At 41.5% G+C, this 15,395-nt stretch carries 19 protein-coding genes and 1 rRNA gene; 7 read left to right on the plus strand and 13 right to left on the minus strand.

Annotated elements, in window-relative coordinates:
- Both ACFVSW_RS24290 and ACFVSW_RS24295 read right to left on the minus strand, forming a co-directional pair.
- Positions 1 to 59: ribosomal RNA gene (locus ACFVSW_RS24290) — 16S ribosomal RNA — on the minus strand; the annotation flags it as partial.
- Between the two features lie 278 nt (positions 60 to 337).
- Complete coding sequence (locus ACFVSW_RS24295) at positions 338 to 568, minus strand: hypothetical protein (protein WP_387319202.1); 231 nt, start codon at positions 566 to 568, stop codon at positions 338 to 340.
- A 142-nt stretch (positions 569 to 710) separates the two neighbouring features.
- On the opposite strand from ACFVSW_RS24295, the gene pdaB reads away from it, so the two are divergent.
- Positions 711 to 1,463: a polysaccharide deacetylase family sporulation protein PdaB gene (gene pdaB / locus ACFVSW_RS24300; RefSeq protein ID WP_387319203.1), complete on the plus strand. Its 753-nt coding sequence runs from the start codon at positions 711 to 713 to the stop codon at positions 1,461 to 1,463.
- A 28-nt stretch (positions 1,464 to 1,491) separates the two neighbouring features.
- On the opposite strand, the gene ACFVSW_RS24305 is transcribed toward pdaB, so the two are convergent.
- Entirely contained in the window at positions 1,492 to 2,172 is a 681-nt protein-coding gene (locus ACFVSW_RS24305; RefSeq protein WP_387319204.1) for a KinB-signaling pathway activation protein, read from the minus strand.
- 149 nt (positions 2,173 to 2,321) lie between these two features.
- Here ACFVSW_RS24305 and gerD point away from each other — a divergent pair, with 149 nt between their 5' ends.
- Positions 2,322 to 2,936 carry a spore germination lipoprotein GerD gene (gerD, locus tag ACFVSW_RS24310; protein WP_387319205.1) on the plus strand — a complete coding sequence of 205 codons (615 nt, stop codon included), beginning with the start codon at positions 2,322 to 2,324 and terminating at the stop codon, positions 2,934 to 2,936.
- Positions 2,937 to 2,997: 61 nt separating this feature from the next.
- On the opposite strand, the gene ACFVSW_RS24315 is transcribed toward gerD, so the two are convergent.
- From ACFVSW_RS24315 to ACFVSW_RS24325, 3 genes are all read right to left on the minus strand, one after another.
- Positions 2,998 to 4,053 (minus strand): Mrp/NBP35 family ATP-binding protein, encoded by a 1,056-nt coding sequence (locus tag ACFVSW_RS24315; protein WP_387319207.1) that lies wholly within the window; start codon positions 4,051 to 4,053, stop codon positions 2,998 to 3,000.
- Positions 4,054 to 4,196: 143 nt separating this feature from the next.
- The gene (cwlD, locus tag ACFVSW_RS24320; RefSeq protein WP_387319208.1) at positions 4,197 to 4,919 is read right to left on the minus strand and encodes an N-acetylmuramoyl-L-alanine amidase CwlD; all 723 of its coding nucleotides are present in this window, start codon (positions 4,917 to 4,919) and stop codon (positions 4,197 to 4,199) included.
- 88 nt (positions 4,920 to 5,007) lie between these two features.
- Entirely contained in the window at positions 5,008 to 5,451 is a 444-nt protein-coding gene (locus ACFVSW_RS24325) for a YbaK family protein (RefSeq protein WP_387319209.1), read from the minus strand.
- Between the two features lie 261 nt (positions 5,452 to 5,712).
- Here ACFVSW_RS24325 and ACFVSW_RS24330 point away from each other — a divergent pair, with 261 nt between their 5' ends.
- From ACFVSW_RS24330 to ACFVSW_RS24350, 5 genes are all read left to right on the plus strand, one after another.
- Positions 5,713 to 6,426, plus strand: coding sequence for an SDR family NAD(P)-dependent oxidoreductase (locus ACFVSW_RS24330; RefSeq protein ID WP_387319210.1), 714 nt, complete (start codon positions 5,713 to 5,715; stop codon positions 6,424 to 6,426).
- A gap of 3 nt (positions 6,427 to 6,429) precedes the next feature.
- Positions 6,430 to 7,461: an S-adenosylmethionine:tRNA ribosyltransferase-isomerase gene (locus tag ACFVSW_RS24335; RefSeq protein ID WP_387319211.1), complete on the plus strand. Its 1,032-nt coding sequence runs from the start codon at positions 6,430 to 6,432 to the stop codon at positions 7,459 to 7,461.
- A gap of 14 nt (positions 7,462 to 7,475) precedes the next feature.
- Positions 7,476 to 7,823 (plus strand): VOC family protein, encoded by a 348-nt coding sequence (locus ACFVSW_RS24340; RefSeq protein WP_387319212.1) that lies wholly within the window; start codon positions 7,476 to 7,478, stop codon positions 7,821 to 7,823.
- A 525-nt stretch (positions 7,824 to 8,348) separates the two neighbouring features.
- Entirely contained in the window at positions 8,349 to 9,467 is a 1,119-nt protein-coding gene (locus ACFVSW_RS24345) for a GAF domain-containing sensor histidine kinase (protein WP_387319213.1), read from the plus strand.
- Positions 9,468 to 9,479: 12 nt separating this feature from the next.
- Positions 9,480 to 10,115 carry a response regulator gene (locus ACFVSW_RS24350; protein ID WP_387319214.1) on the plus strand — a complete coding sequence of 212 codons (636 nt, stop codon included), beginning with the start codon at positions 9,480 to 9,482 and terminating at the stop codon, positions 10,113 to 10,115.
- An 89-nt stretch (positions 10,116 to 10,204) separates the two neighbouring features.
- Here the strand turns inward: ACFVSW_RS24350 and rpsI are convergent, their stop codons facing one another.
- The 7 genes from rpsI to rplQ form a co-directional block, all read right to left on the minus strand.
- Positions 10,205 to 10,597 (minus strand): 30S ribosomal protein S9, encoded by a 393-nt coding sequence (rpsI, locus tag ACFVSW_RS24355; protein WP_066094763.1) that lies wholly within the window; start codon positions 10,595 to 10,597, stop codon positions 10,205 to 10,207.
- Positions 10,598 to 10,619: 22 nt separating this feature from the next.
- Positions 10,620 to 11,057 (minus strand): 50S ribosomal protein L13, encoded by a 438-nt coding sequence (gene rplM / locus ACFVSW_RS24360; protein WP_024027879.1) that lies wholly within the window; start codon positions 11,055 to 11,057, stop codon positions 10,620 to 10,622.
- A gap of 246 nt (positions 11,058 to 11,303) precedes the next feature.
- Positions 11,304 to 12,041, minus strand: coding sequence for a tRNA pseudouridine(38-40) synthase TruA (gene truA, locus ACFVSW_RS24365; protein WP_387319215.1), 738 nt, complete (start codon positions 12,039 to 12,041; stop codon positions 11,304 to 11,306).
- Between the two features lie 12 nt (positions 12,042 to 12,053).
- Positions 12,054 to 12,851 carry an energy-coupling factor transporter transmembrane component T family protein gene (locus tag ACFVSW_RS24370; RefSeq protein WP_387319216.1) on the minus strand — a complete coding sequence of 266 codons (798 nt, stop codon included), beginning with the start codon at positions 12,849 to 12,851 and terminating at the stop codon, positions 12,054 to 12,056.
- Positions 12,848 to 13,717 carry an energy-coupling factor ABC transporter ATP-binding protein gene (locus ACFVSW_RS24375; protein ID WP_387319217.1) on the minus strand — a complete coding sequence of 290 codons (870 nt, stop codon included), beginning with the start codon at positions 13,715 to 13,717 and terminating at the stop codon, positions 12,848 to 12,850. Before ACFVSW_RS24375 ends, ACFVSW_RS24370 begins: the two co-directional genes overlap by 4 nt.
- Positions 13,693 to 14,532, minus strand: coding sequence for an energy-coupling factor ABC transporter ATP-binding protein (locus tag ACFVSW_RS24380; protein WP_387319219.1), 840 nt, complete (start codon positions 14,530 to 14,532; stop codon positions 13,693 to 13,695). Before ACFVSW_RS24380 ends, ACFVSW_RS24375 begins: the two co-directional genes overlap by 25 nt.
- 338 nt (positions 14,533 to 14,870) lie before the next feature.
- Positions 14,871 to 15,233: a 50S ribosomal protein L17 gene (gene rplQ / locus ACFVSW_RS24385; RefSeq protein WP_024027884.1), complete on the minus strand. Its 363-nt coding sequence runs from the start codon at positions 15,231 to 15,233 to the stop codon at positions 14,871 to 14,873.
- Positions 15,234 to 15,395 lie beyond the last annotated feature (162 nt).

Here is a 15,395-nt window from a genome sequence, read left to right on the forward strand (position 1 = left end):
TGCATGTATTAGGCACGCCGCCAGCGTTCGTCCTGAGCCAGGATCAAACTCTCCAAGAAAGTTGATTAGCTCATTTGTTACGTTGGCTTAGTTTCTAAAAGAAACTAAAAAATATTGTTTGTTGACGTTTTTGTTTGTTTAGTTTTCAAAGAACAAATGTAATCATCGCTCAAAAGCGACTTTTTAAATATATCATCTGTTAATCGTAATGTCAATAACTTTTTTCAAAGTTGTTTATTACGTCCTCAGCGACGTTTATTAATATAACAAGATAATAAATAAATGTCAACGCATTTTCTAAAAAAATATTGTGTGGATGAAATTTTTCTATTCAACCTTACCCCTTTTTCCTATCCTTCTTCCCTCTCCTCATATATTTTAAGCATTCATGTGGAGAAGCAACCCGTCTAAATAATGTAAATAAGATTTTATATCTTTCTTCCATTGCTCTTTTTACGATATGATCAATGCGCTCATCCCGTAAATCAAATAATATTTCATCCATTTCTCGTTTAATTAGGTATTCCATTTCTTTTACTTCTTTTTCGTTTATTAGAAGTCCAAACATTGAATAACCTCCAGCGAAAGAATTTAGTTATAGTAGTCTTTTCCAATAATTGAAATTTTTATTATAAAAATCTTAAATCATAATTTTAATCATACAGGCATAGTTATTAGACAAGGATGGTATTGGACGAGGTGGGAGCCAGATGAAATTCTTTTTAATCGTAAATGGAAAATCTTTGAAAAACGTTACACTTATTTTGATAGCTGCTTTTTTTACCGCTGGGTTTCTTTACATGGAAAACCATGCACTAATACCGGTCTTTTCAACCAAGGATGGGCCGAAAGCAGTTTATCGCGGAGAAAAGGACCTTGCGCTTACCTTTAATATTGGCTGGGGCGATGAGAAGGCAGAACCGATTTTAGACATTCTAAAAAAAGAGAATGTTAAATCTGCCACGTTCTTCTTGGCCGGGTCATGGGCTGAACAGCACCCTGACATCGTCACACGAATTGTAAAAGATGGGTTTGAAATTGGCATTCTTGGATACGAATACGTAGACTACATGGATATCGAGGATGTTAAAATCGGCCAGGACATTTCAAAAGCTCGGGAAGCTTTTAAAAAGTTAAATGTGAAGGATATAAAACTTTTGCGTGCACCGACTGGACATTTTGATAAGCGCACCTTAAAAATCGCTAAAAGATATGGGTATTCGGTGGTCCATTGGCGAATTGATTCAAAGGATTGGCAAAATCCCGGGGTTGCAAAGATTGTGGAAAATGTGAAAAAGGCTGATAAGGGCGATATTATTCTACTCCACGCCTCAGATTCAGCCAAACAAACAGCGAAAGCACTTCCGCTAATATTGGAGGATATCCGTCAAAAGGGGCTAAAGCTCGTATCGGTTTCCGAAATGATCGCCAATGGAGAAATTCATTCACAGGAAATTAAATAAGAAAATGAACAAAAAACCGCCCATTAATTTAAATGGACGGTTTTTTGTTCATTTTCTTATTATTTTTTGCTTTGTTATCTGATTGACTTTTTCGTTGGTGTCTTTCCTGTTCTGATTTCTTATTTAGTTTATGAAGGATTAATACTTGATAGGCATTACAGGCCAATAACGCAAACAGCATTACGTAGAACCAACTTTTTGAATTAATCCAAAGAACCGGAACCCATTCCACTAACGTAGCGACAATCATAAAGAAAAGAGCGGGAATAAACGCATGCTGATTTGTTTGTTTAGCTTTTAACCAAGCAACAATCAATCCGCCAATTAGAAGAATAAGTGCGGGAACAATATAAAGCAGAATAGAATCTTCCGACTTGGCAAAGTTTACATATCGGAAATAAACTAAATCAAATAACCCAAATAATACGAGGACCACCTGAATACTATTCCAGAGGGCAACGGATTTAAAGATTCCTAAACCAAATCGATGAATGGTTAAATAGGCGAAAAAACCCATTTGACTGATGACACTGAAGAGAAACCCCATGACAATTAACCAGACGAGGGCCGAAATAATATCGCCAATTTTAAAATGAACAAAATATGGCTGCAATTCATGCCAGCGCACAAACAATCCCACAAAAGCCGTCGTGACCCCGCCAACTAATAATGTGTTCCAAAAAAGTTTTACCAAATTACGGCTTGTCACACAATAAACCCCCATGCTATTAAAATAAATACCCTACTGATTGTACCAAGCCCCATTTGAAAAATCCATAATTTGCGTTCCTTACGAATAATCTTCGCTGATTTTCTTCATTATAAAATTAAGGATTCTTATGTGAAAGGAGCTTGAAAATGAAAGTAAAAAATATAGTGCTCCTCCTGCCCATCATGGTGTTCTTGACAAGCTGTTCGTCGGGTGATACAAGCAGCGGAGGGCAAATAGATTACGATCAGACTAAGAAAATGGTTGTTGATATCCTAAAAACAGATGACGGAAAGAAAGCAATTCAGGATGTCATGTCCGACGATAAGATGAAAGAAAAGCTGGTTATGGACCAAAAGGTGGTCTCCGATACCATACAACAAACACTAACATCAGATAAAGCGACAGAGTTTTGGAAAAAAACCTTTAATGATCCAAAATTTGCTCAAGGCGTAGCAAAAAACATGAGGTCCGAAAATGAAAGATTATTAAAGGAATTAATGAATGATCCCGAATACAGAGGAATGATGATTGAGGTTTTTAAAGAACCTGAAATTCAAAAAGAGCTGGCTGATGCCCTAAAAAGCAAAGAATACCGCGAACATCTTCAGAAAGTCATTACAGAGACGGTCGATAGTCCGCTATTTAAGGTTAAAATGCAAGAGATCCTGCTAAAAGCAGCGGAGGACATGAAAAGCAAGGAAGGCAGTAAAGGAGACCAAAGCGACAGTAAATCCAGCGGCGGGCAAGGCGGCGGCTCTTAAATATGAAATCCCCATTTTAAAAAATAACACCTCTCCCGCAAGCCGGAAGAGGTGTTATTTTTTATTTAGTCAACAGGCTTACCGTCTTTTCGGCAATTTCTAAATAAATTTTTCCAATCTGGTGATCTTCCTGATACACAGAAGGAGCAAAGTCTTCATCGTTCCAATCCGGCTGGTTCAACGGCAGGCGTCCAAGCACCTCTGTATTCAATTCTTCCGCCAATTTATCACCGCCGCCTTGGCCAAATACATATTCTTTTTCACCGGTTAACTTGCTTTCAAAGTAAGCCATATTTTCAATGACACCAAGCACCTCATGCTCGGTGCGAAGCGCCATTGCTCCGGCACGTGCCGCCACAAAGGCTGCTGTTGGATGCGGCGTAGTGACGATAATTTCCTTACATGCAGGCAGCATGGTGTGAACATCTAAGGCCACATCCCCAGTACCCGGCGGTAAGTCTAATAGTAAATAATCGATTTCTCCCCACTCAACTTCATTGAAGAAGCTGTTTAACATTTTACCCAGCATCGGTCCGCGCCAAATAATTGGAGCATTATCCTCGACAAAGAAGCCCATTGAAATAACTTGGACACCAAAACGTTCCACCGGGATAATCTTTTCGCCGCGAACAACTGGTCGTTGAGTAATCCCCATCATATCAGGAACACTGAAACCATAAATATCGGCATCAATGAGTCCAACTTTTTTACCAAGGCGTGCAAGGGCAACAGCGAGGTTAACAGATACCGTTGATTTTCCAACCCCGCCTTTTCCGCTCGCGATTGCGATAAACGTTGTATTCTCAGAATTAAGCAGGTTTTTATCTTTATTTTCTGGTTCAGCATGTCGGTGTGCAGCTAATACCTCTTCAGGCAGCTCGCTGAAACGAATTCCCACCGTTGCCGCTCCTGCTTCTTTTAATAGGTTAACAATCTGGGTTTGCAGCTGTAATTGTTCGCTCGTCCCCGTTCTTGCAATTCCTATTTTAACGCTGACGTGGTTCTTTTCTTCTTTAATCTTAACTTCCTCAACTGCATTTAATTCAGCTAATGTCTTATGTAAAAATGGTTCTTTGAGGCTGCCAATAACCTCACGGACGCTCACTTCTGTTAACATAAAAAAACACCTCACCTTTTGAATTCGTTTCCATACCTAAGTATATCATAATCAAGCATAGAAGCAGTTAAATGAATCACACTGTTTTACCTTTTAAAATATAGGAAACAGCCATGAAAAATGGAAGACGGTGGCCGCCTTCCTTAATCTGTTTCCTTTAATTCCTTTTCATTTGTAAAATACCGCATAATACCATTATTAATCGATGCGGCTACCTTGCTCTGATAGGGCTCTGTTTTTAACAATTCCTTTTCTGTTGGATTGGAAAGAAAGCCAACCTCTACCAATATTCCTGGTTTTTTAGCATGCTTTAAGATATAAACATTATTAATTGGCTTTGCTTTTCGAGTTGTATTCTCCAAGTTCTTACGCAGCTCTTCCTGAATAAATTTAGCAGCTCTGGCATTTTCCTTATGCTGGGGTGCATAGAAGGTTTGGGCACCGCTCCATCTAGCGGACGGAATCGCATTTAGATGAATGCTGACAAAAAAGTCATTATCGGAGCTATTGATCATTTTTAATCGCTGTTTCAAATCTTCTACTTTTCTTCTACTGTAGCCCTTTACATCAGGGTCGGCGAGGTCTTTATCCGTTTCCCGCGTCATAATCACAAGAGCGCCCTGCTCCTGAAGATAATCCCTGACTTTAAGCGTAATTTTTAAGGCAATGTCCTTTTCAAGCGTTTTGCCGGTTCCAGCTCCGCCATCCGGTCCGCCGTGCCCTGCATCAAGCAAGATGATCTTTCCCGATAGCGGCAGATTCCATGAATTCCATGAATTATTTTCGGAAAAATCATGCTGTAATATGAGAAATAACACAAGTAATCCTGCAATAAAGCTGATAATTTTCAATCTGCGCTTTAACAACCCTAATCATTCCCTCCCGCTCGTCCCTGATTCAATAAAATATATGGGACAAGGAGCAGTTTTAGAACAGGAAAGAAATGCAAGGGTATTAGTGAAGTCGAAGCTTGTGGCGTCTTTGGCCTTTTTCGTACCCTTCCCGCCACCAGACGTGAATATATTGTTCACAAAGGTAATAGAGGGATTCACTCATGGTCCCTTCCTCCCCATTTCCCCAATAAAGCAAAAAGTTGTACAGCGTATCAATAAGGTGTTTTTCTTCGCGAAAGCAGCGTAAGCGCACTGCTTCCATATCCTCGCCATAATAACCAAACTTGCTGAATTTTGCTCCTAATAAGAAGGCTTCCAGTGCCACATCATAACAAGCTTCCTCTATTCCTGTATTCATCACAAAGCTTGAGGCGATTTTTGTCGACCCAAAGTATTGTCGTACTCTTTCTTTCAATGTATTGATCGATAACTCCTTCAATACGGAGCGCTCGTATTTTATTTGTTTTTCTCGTCTTTTTTCTTTAAAGGATGTAATCACAGTCACTTCATTTTCACCTCTTAGAACTAGTCTTTATCCCGCGTTGATAAGAAATGCAAAGAGGCTTTTTCCAATTTTTATTCCTGTGAGGATGATCCCAATTAAAGCTGGCCCCAACCGATTTTGTCATTTGGAACCCGGATAAAAGGCTGTCTGACTCTTTTCTCATCCAAAAGTTGTAGATAAAGTTCAAGCTTTTTTCTGAGGGAGGATTTGGAAGAGACCAGTATACTTAAGACATCAAGTAATGAAGGGAAGATAACATATATGAAAAATAAAGTCGTAATGATTACTGGTGCCTCTAAAGGCTTGGGGAGAGCTTTAACATTTGCATTTGCAAAAGAAGGAGCGAAGTTGGCGATATGTGCAAGATCTGCGGAAAGCTTACTGAGAGTGAAGGAAGAAGCCGAGGTTTTCGGTGCTGAAGTACTGGCGGTTACAGCTGATATTGCTAAGTCAAGAGATGTGGAACGATTCGTTGCGATGGCTGAGGAGGAATATGGCCATATTGATGTCCTGATCAATAATGCCTCTATCTTGGGACCAAGTCCAATGCCATTACTTCTCGACTACCCTGAAGAGGACTTTGCCGAGGTGCTCCGGGTGAATGCAGTTTCGCCTTTTCTTGTAACAAGAAGAGTAATTCCGGGTATGCTTGAGCGGAATTTAGGATCGATTATCAATGTAACATCGGAAGCCGGCCATACGGGCTTTGCAGGTTGGGGAGCATACGGGATTTCAAAATTTGCCGTTGAGGGCCTCACGCAAACGTGGGCAGATGAATTAAGAGAGACCAATGTCCGTGTCAACATGGTCGATCCGGGGGAAATGGACACTGACATGCACCAATTAGCTGTACCTGACTGCGATTATCCATTGGCTAAGCCCGAGGATGTCGTTGAGATATTTTTATACCTAGCATCAGATAGAGCTGCAGGAATTAATGGCCAGCGGTTTGCGGCCCAGTCAGAGGAGGTGTAAGGAATGACAGCTATTAAAGCGTTGGATTTTTATCTTCCAGATGAACTTAATGCTTCCCATCCTCCGGAAAAACGAGGCTTACGAAGGGATCATGTCAGGATGATGGTGCTGGACCGGACAACAGGTGAAATCAAACATGACCGTTTCTTCCACTTGGCAGACTATCTCCAGCCTGGAGACCTAGTTATTTTAAATAATAGCCGCACCATCCCTGCGGTTTTACAAGCAAAATGGTTAAGAAACACCGTCCCAATCGCACCAAAGGTCGAAATCCGGCTGGCAAGGCGCCGTGGCGAAGACACGTGGGAAGCGCTGATTGTAGCAAACCCTGTTAAAACGGGCGATATTTTGCAATTTTCACCTGAATTGTCAGCGATGGTGATCGGTGAAAACGAGAATTCTCCACTTAAACAAATTAAGTTTACTAAAAAAGGAACGGATTTATACAACATCATTTATGCCCTCGGTGAGCCGGTCCGGTATGAATATATTGAACAGCCTTGGGACTTGGATTACTATCAAACGGTTTTTGCCAGCCATCCCGGCTCCGTTGAGATGCCTTCTGCCGGCAGGGCATTTAGCTGGGAGCTGCTCTTTAAATTGAAGCGAAAAGGCATACAGCTTGAGTTTATCCAGTTGCATACAGGGTTGAGCTATTTGCTTGATGATCAATGGGTTCAGACACCTGAGGAGAATGAGGAGGAGTATCATATCTCTGAGAATACAATGGAGAGGATTCTCGAAGCAAAACTGGCCGGTAATAAGATAATCGCGGTTGGGACGACAGTGGTCAGAGCGCTTGAGACTGCAGCTAGGCACGATGCGCTATCAGGGATAACAAACCTATATATCAATCAACAATATCCTTTAAAAATTGCGGATGGAATCATTACAGGCCTGCATGAACCGAAGGCCAGCCACCTCGATATGCTTTCCGCCTTTATATCCGAAAGACACTTGCTCACGGCCTATGATCAAGCCATCGAAGCCGGCTATTTATGGCATGAGTTTGGGGATATGAATCTTATTATATGATTGGAGGCTCTAAAATGCGTTTCCACCACTATGCCATGGAAGTGAATAATTTAGAGAATTCTATTGCTTTTTATCAAAAATATCTAGGTTTTCAGGAAGAAAGCCGGATGTTTCTCATGGGGGAAGAGATTGTGTTTCTGTCGTTAGGGGACTTCAGGCTTGAGTTAATTTCCGGCCAACAGGAGTCTGAAAAATCGGCTCATATTTGTTTTGAGGTAAACGATCTCGCCAAAGTAATCAAGCGGTTTGAAGATAATCGAAAAATAGATGGCCCATACAAACTAGAGAATGGCTGGGAGACAGTCTTTTATGAAGGACCCAATCAGGAAATAATAGAGTTTTTACAGGTAAGGGCTGTTTAGTTGGTGCAACTTGGGGGCTCCCCCCTTATTGATCATAAATGAAGGACTTTTCACTGACTTTCTTTCGGAGATTTGTCCTTCATCAACCTTATGAAGGACTTTTCCCTTGCTTTCTTTCGGAGATTTGTCCTTCATCGACCTTATGAAGGACTTTTCTCTTGCTCTCTTTCGGAGATTTGTCCTTCATCAACCTTATGAAGGACTTTTCTCTTGCTTTCTTTCGGAGATTTGTCCTTCATCTACCTTATGAGGGACTTTTCCCTTACTTTCTTACGAAGATTTGTCCTTCATCGACCTTATGAAGGACAATTCCCTTGCTTCCTTGCTGAGTTTTGTCCTTAAGAGCCCATATTAAAGACGCTTCTCTTACTTCCTTACTGAGTTTCGTCCTTTAAAGCCTTTAATGGTGACTAAAATTTAGATTGAAAATGAAAATTGCCTGTTGCCCAAATATATAGTAGAAGTCTGAAGATTGTAAATAAGCTATAATAACAGTAGATACTTCATAGCAGAGGGGAAACTGGAATGTCTATAGAGGCTGGATTTGAAGAAATCAGTATTTTAAAAGAAATCGCGGAACTTTTAAATGAAGGAACCGATACAAATGCCGTGTTGTCTGGCGTTTTGAAAAGACTTCTTCAAGTGACAGGACTGCAAACTGGTTGGATTTTTTTAATCGATGAAAATGGTGCGCATCAGCTTGCAGCCGATGAAGCCCTGCCGCCTGCTTTGGCAAATGACGAAAAACAAAGGATGTGCCAGGGCAAGTGCTGGTGCGTCAATAAATACAACAATCAACAACTGAATAAAGCCACGAATATTATGGAGTGTAAACGAATAGAAGATGCGATTGAAGAGAAGGCTGGTGAAACTTGCGGCCTGACCCATCACGCGACTGTCCCGCTCCGAGCCGGACAAGAACGGTTCGGTATTTTAAATGTAGGTTCGCCAAACAAAACGCATTTTCAGAAAAACGAACTTGCTTTGCTCGAATCAGTTGCCTATCAAATCGGAACTGCATTGAAACGAATCAAATTGACACAGCAGGAACAAGAGACCGCGCTTGTTGGTGAACGAAATCGGCTGGCGAGGGATCTTCATGATTCCGTGAATCAGCTTTTGTTTTCGCTAAGCCTTACCGCAAGGGCTGGTGTCGAAATGACAGAAAATAATGAAGTGAAACAAACCTTTAGCTATATGCAGGATTTGGCCCAGGAAGCTCTTGGAGAAATGAGAGCGTTAATTTGGCAGCTCCGACCGCGCGGACTGGAAAATGGACTTGTAAGTGCCCTAAGAAGTTATGCGGATATGCTTGGCCTATCGATTGAAACAATGGTGACTGGAGCGGCCATCATTCCTGGAAAGGTGGAGGAAATTTTGTGGCGAATCGGGCAAGAGGCATTAGCCAATTGCAAAAAGCATTCCCAGACCACAGAAGCAGTTTTATTTTTTCATACTTCCAAAGATGGGGTTAAGATGACAATCAAGGATACAGGCTGCGGCTTCCATTATGCTGAAAATCTTAATATCCCCTCATTGGGATTAAAAAATATGAAAACACGGACAGAGTCGTTAAATGGCACATTTCAATTAACAACTAAGCCGGGAAGCGGGACAGAAATACAGATCCACATTCCGTTCTAGGAGGGAAATTTAGTGAATATACGCGTACTAATTGCCGACGACCACCACGTTGTCAGAAGAGGCCTGGTCTTTTTTCTTCGCACCCAAAAGGGACTTGACATAATCGGTGAAGCTGCAAATGGGAAGGAAGCCGTCGAGCTGGCAAAATCGCTAAAGCCGGATCTGATTCTAATGGATTTGGTGATGCCGGAAATGGATGGAATCCAGGCAACAAGGATCATAAAAAAAGAACAGCCCGAAATCAAAATAATGATGTTGACCAGCTTTTCAGATCAAGATCATGTCATCCCCGCGCTTGAAGCAGGTGCTTCCGGATTCCAGTTAAAAGACATTCAGCCTGATGAACTTGTCGCATCAATCAAAAAAATCATGAATGGTGAAAACCAGCTTCATCCGACAGCGACTTCACACCTGTTGGCTAATTTGTCTAATAATAGTAAATCTGCAAAACTAGAGGAATTAACCAAAAGAGAACTGGATGTTTTAAAAGAAATCGCCAAAGGGAAAAGCAACAAAGAAATCGCCGCTGCACTTTTTATCACCGAAAAAACGGTAAAAACACATGTTTCAAACCTTTTGGCCAAGCTCGAGCTGGCGGACCGGACACAAGCGGCACTTTATGCGGTGAAAAACCAATTAGTAGACTAAACGGATGTTGAGCAAAATTCACATCCGTTTTTGTATACAAAAAAGACCCCCAAACCAAATGGTTCGAGAGCCTTTGAAAACGCCAATAATTAACGTTTTGAGAACTGTGGTGCACGACGTGCGCCTTTAAGACCGTATTTCTTACGTTCTTTCATACGTGGATCACGAGTTAATAATCCAGCGCGTTTTAATGTTGGACGGTATTCTGGATCAGCTTGCAATAATGCACGAGCAACACCATGACGGATTGCGCCAGCTTGACCAGTGTATCCACCACCGCTTACGTTTACAAGAACATCATAGCTGCCAACTGTTTCAGTAGCTACTAATGGTTGTCTTACAACAACACGTAATGCTTCAAATGGGATATAATCTTCGATTTCACGACCATTAATTACAATTTTACCTGTGCCTGGAACTAAGCGCACACGTGCGACAGAGCTCTTACGACGGCCAGTACCGATATATTGAACTTGAGCCATAGTTTTTGTCCCTCCCTCTTAATTAACCGCGAAGTTCGTAAACTTCAGGTTTTTGTGCTTGGTGCGGATGTTCTGCGCCAGCGTAGACGTGTAATTTTTTAAACATTTGACGACCAAGAGAATTCTTTGGAAGCATGCCTTTAACAGCAAGTTCGATCATTTTCTCAGCATAGTTCGTACGCATTTCTAAAGCAGTTCTTTGCTTTAAACCACCTGGATGCATAGTGTGACGGTAGTAAATTTTATCATTTAATTTATTACCAGTTAATTCAATCTTTGAAGCGTTTAGAATGATTACATTATCACCAGTGTCAACATGTGGTGTAAAAGTAGGTTTGTTTTTACCACGTAAGATTGATGCTACTTCAGAAGCAAGACGACCAAGAGTTTTGCCCTCAGCATCAATCACGTACCATTTACGCTCGATATTGTTGGCATTTGCCATAAACGTTGTACGCATGAGTTTCCCTCCTAATTAAATCCATTAAAGATTATTATGTTCGCACTATCATCAAGCAATCGACCATTAATTCTGTTCCGGGAATCAAGGTTAAAGCCAACTGTGCGCTTAAGTTTCAATTCATATATTTTCAATCACGATGAAGACTTTCCGGGGCTTTATCGTGGGATTAAAAACACACACATATAATATAATAAATACTCATAGTCCAATTGTCAAGAAAATGTTACACCAGGTCGGGTTGTGTTAGTAAAAAACTTCCCAAAGATATAAACCTTGAGCCGGTGCTGTTTTTCCGGCAAAGCGTCGATCTTTTTTTTCTATAATAACCGGTATCTCCTCAGGCGAAAAATCTCCAGAGCCAACCGCTAGTAAAGTTCCTACCAGTATCCGAACCATATTATATAAAAAGCCATTCCCGACAAAACGAATGGTCAGTAAGTCACCATCGTTAATAATATCGATCGCCTCAATCGTCCGGATTTTATCCACCACTTCTGTTTTTGCTGAGCAAAAACTAGTAAAGTCATGGGTTCCGAGGAAAAATTTACCGGCCTCCCTTATTGCATCCAAATTTAATGGATATGGGTACCGATAGGCATAATTCCGCTGAAACGGATCTCGTATAGAAGATAAATGAAGCACATAGCGATATTCTTTCCCTACAGCATCAAAACGTGCATGAAATGATGCATCTACCTTGTTAACCGATAGAACAGAAATTTCTTCTGGCAGCATCGAGTTCAAGGCGACTTCCCATTTCTGTTCCGGAATTAGAAGTGGAGAATCGAAATGAATGACCTGCCCCTTGGCATGAACGCCTGCGTCCGTTCGACCTGAACCAACGACTTTTACGCTGGCACCTTTATGGATTTTTGCTAACTTCGCTTCTAGTTCTGATTGGACCGTCCGCTTATTGGGCTGGACCTGATAACCGGAAAACCCCGAGCCATCATAGGAAATAACACATTTATACCTTTGCATCGTTTCGCCCCATTATGAACGTAATAAGAATAAAAGAATGGTTAACATACCTAAAAGTACTATTTGCAGGGAATCGGCCAGATGCCAGCTTAATTGCCGGTATTTCGTCCTGCCTTCCCCGCCGCGATAGCCTCTTGCTTCCATCGCAATCGCCAGTTCTTCCGCCCGTTTGAAGGAACTGACAAACAGGGGAATAAGCAGCGGGATGACCGCCTTGATGCGTTCTTTGAAAGGTCCGCTCGCAAACTCGACACCGCGGGCAATTTGCGCTTTCATGATTTTGTCGGTTTCCTGCATAAGCGTTGGAATAAATCGCAGCGAAATCGACATCATCAACGCCATTTCATGAACGGGAAAGCGAATCTTTTTTAAAGGATTTAATAGCGTTTCAAGACCATCAGTAATTTCGATAGGAGTAGTCGTTAAAGTCAGCAATGAGGTCATTAAAATTAAAAAGAAGAAACGTAACGAAATAAAAATACCCATTCTTAAGCCTTCTTCATAAATTTTCACAGGACCCCATGAAACCAAAAGCGCACCTTCCTTTGTAAAAAACAGCTGAAGGACTAAGGTAAACAAAACAAGCCAGAGAACAGGCTTAAGCCCGCCATATAAAAAGCGAATCGGAATCCGTGACATTCCCAGCATGAAAAAAGTATAAATTCCAATAAGTGCATATGTGACTGCATTATTCGCTAGAAAGATAATACAAACAAATAGAAAGATAATAATGAGCTTTGAACGGGAGTCCATCTTATGAATCACGGAATCTGCCGGTACATAACGGCCAAAAATCATTTTTTCCATCATAAGCTAACACCTCTGCTTAAAGCCTCTGTTACCGCAGAAGACAGCTCTTCGATAGACAGATAAATTTTTCCTAACTTCATGCCTGTTTTCTCCTCTAGCTTAAGCTGAAAGCGTACCACTTCCGGGACATCGAGCCCCATTTTAACCAATTCAACTGGGGAAGAGAAAATCTCCTCCGGTGTCCCCTGGTTGACAACCTTCCCTTGCTGCATGATAACAATTTGGTCTGCGTATCTGGCCGCATCCTCCATACTATGAGTGACTAATATCGTCGAAAGATTTCTATCCTTATGGAGCGCATAAAACATGTCCATAATCTCTTTGCGGCCACGTGGATCTAAACCGGCTGTGGGCTCGTCCAAGACAATCACATCGGGCTCCATCGCTAATACTCCGGCAATTGCGACCCGCCGCATCTGTCCGCCTGAGAGATCAAACGGTGACTTTTCCAGAATCTCTTCCGCGAGCCCGACTTGTTTCAAGGCCAGCCTTGCCCGTTGCTTTGCCACAGGCTCCGATACGCCAAAATTAAGCGGGCCAAAGATGATATCCTTTTCAACCGTTTCTTCAAATAATTGATGTTCAGGAAATTGAAAAACAATCCCTACCTTTTGACGCACATGCTTTAAGTTCTTATTTTTCTGCTGGGCTTTAATTTCACGTTCACCAATTTTAACAGTTCCTTTTGAAGGCTGCAGGAGGGCGTTTAAATGCTGCAATACTGTCGATTTACCAGAGCCAGTGTGGCCAATGATTGCCATGTATGTTCCAGATGGAATATCTATGGAAACGTCCTCAATCGCCAACCGTTCAAAAGGCGTGTTTGCTTGGTACCGATAATCTATATGCTGAAGCGAGATGTCCATAGCTCTGTCACCAACTCTTCTTCCGATAAATAATGCTTAGATAAGTCAATTCCTTTTTGCCGGAATGCTTTGCTCATTTTCACTGAGAAGGGAATATCCAACCCTAATTGAATCAATTGCTCGTCCATTGAGAAGATTTCTTCCGGTCTCCCTTCGCGAAAAACCTCTCCTTTATTCATAACAATAATGCGATCAGCTTTGGCTGCCTCTTCCAAGTCGTGGGTAATCGAGATAACGGTTAAAGCTTTTTCCGCTTTTAATAATCTAACTGTCTCTAATACCTCTTCTCGCCCTCTAGGATCAAGCATCGACGTCGCTTCATCGAGAATAATAAGTGAAGGTCTTAAGGCCAGTACACCAGCAATGGCTACCCGCTGCTTCTGTCCACCTGAAAGATGGTGCGGCTCTTGATATAGAAACTTGTCCATTTTCACTTTTCTTAATGAATCTTCAACTCTTTGGACCATTTCATCTCTGGGTATCCCATTATTTTCTAGACCAAAAGCCACATCATCCTGTACCGTTGTCCCAACAAATTGGTTATCAGGGTTTTGAAAAACCATCCCAATCTTTTTACGGATGTCCCAAATCGACTCTTCGTTAAGTTGCATACCGCAAACAGTAATCTCGCCTTGCTGCGGAAACTGCAAGCCATTAAGGAGCTTTGCCATCGTCGACTTACCAGAACCGTTATGACCAACGATTGCCAGCCACTCCCCTTCATAGATGTCGAAGCTGACATGATTTAACGCATAGCGTTCCTGTTCATCGTATTGAAAGGATACTTCCTTTAGAGATACAATTGATTCCTTCATTGATATTCCTCCTCTCAGCTAACCTTTACTCAGCTATATTTATCTAATAATACAAAAAAAGCCCGCACCTCGTCCCCGGCAGCAACGTGTTCAACTGCGATAAATAGGGATTTCTATAAAAGAAATGGGAGGAGGTGCATGAGCTAGACGGGGCGTGAAGAGAATAGAAGTAAACTTCAGAAAAAAATAATCCTCGCTCCATTGATGGAGTCACGCTCATCATAACACTCGTTTTGGCTTGGGTCTAACATAATATAAAATTTCCTTTACAGAAAAAGGGCAAAGAACAAGTTTGTTTGTAAACTGTCCAGCGCCCTTGTTGTCTGTTAAAGCTTTTATTAAACTAACTCGATAATAACCATTGGTGCACCGTCACCGCGGCGTGGTCCAAGTTTCATAATACGAGTGTATCCACCTTGACGCTCTTGATAACGTGGTGCGATATCAGCGAAAAGTTTTTGTAATGCACTTGTATTATTTTCAGCATCAGCTACTTCATTACGAACATATGATGCAGCTTGACGGCGAGCATGTAAATCACCGCGTTTGCCTAGAGTGATCATTTTTTCAACAGTCACACGAATTTCTTTCGCACGAGTTTCTGTTGTTTCGATGCGCTCGTTGATAATTAAATCTGTAGTTAAATCACGTAGCATAGCTTTACGCTGTGCACTTGTGCGTCCTAACTTTCTGTATGCCATGAAGGGTTCCCTCCTTTGTTGAAGTCATAAAACGGATTTTAAGCAGCGTTACAAACGAATAACAAATCAGTCGTCTTTACGCAGGCCCAATCCAAGCTCTTCTAGTTTCGCTTTCACTTCTTAAATTGATTTGCGGCCTAAATTACGATACTTGTTCATATC

It is taken from the genome of Neobacillus sp. NPDC058068, from assembly GCF_042885335.1.
GTDB lineage: Bacteria > Bacillota > Bacilli > Bacillales > Cytobacillaceae > Neobacillus.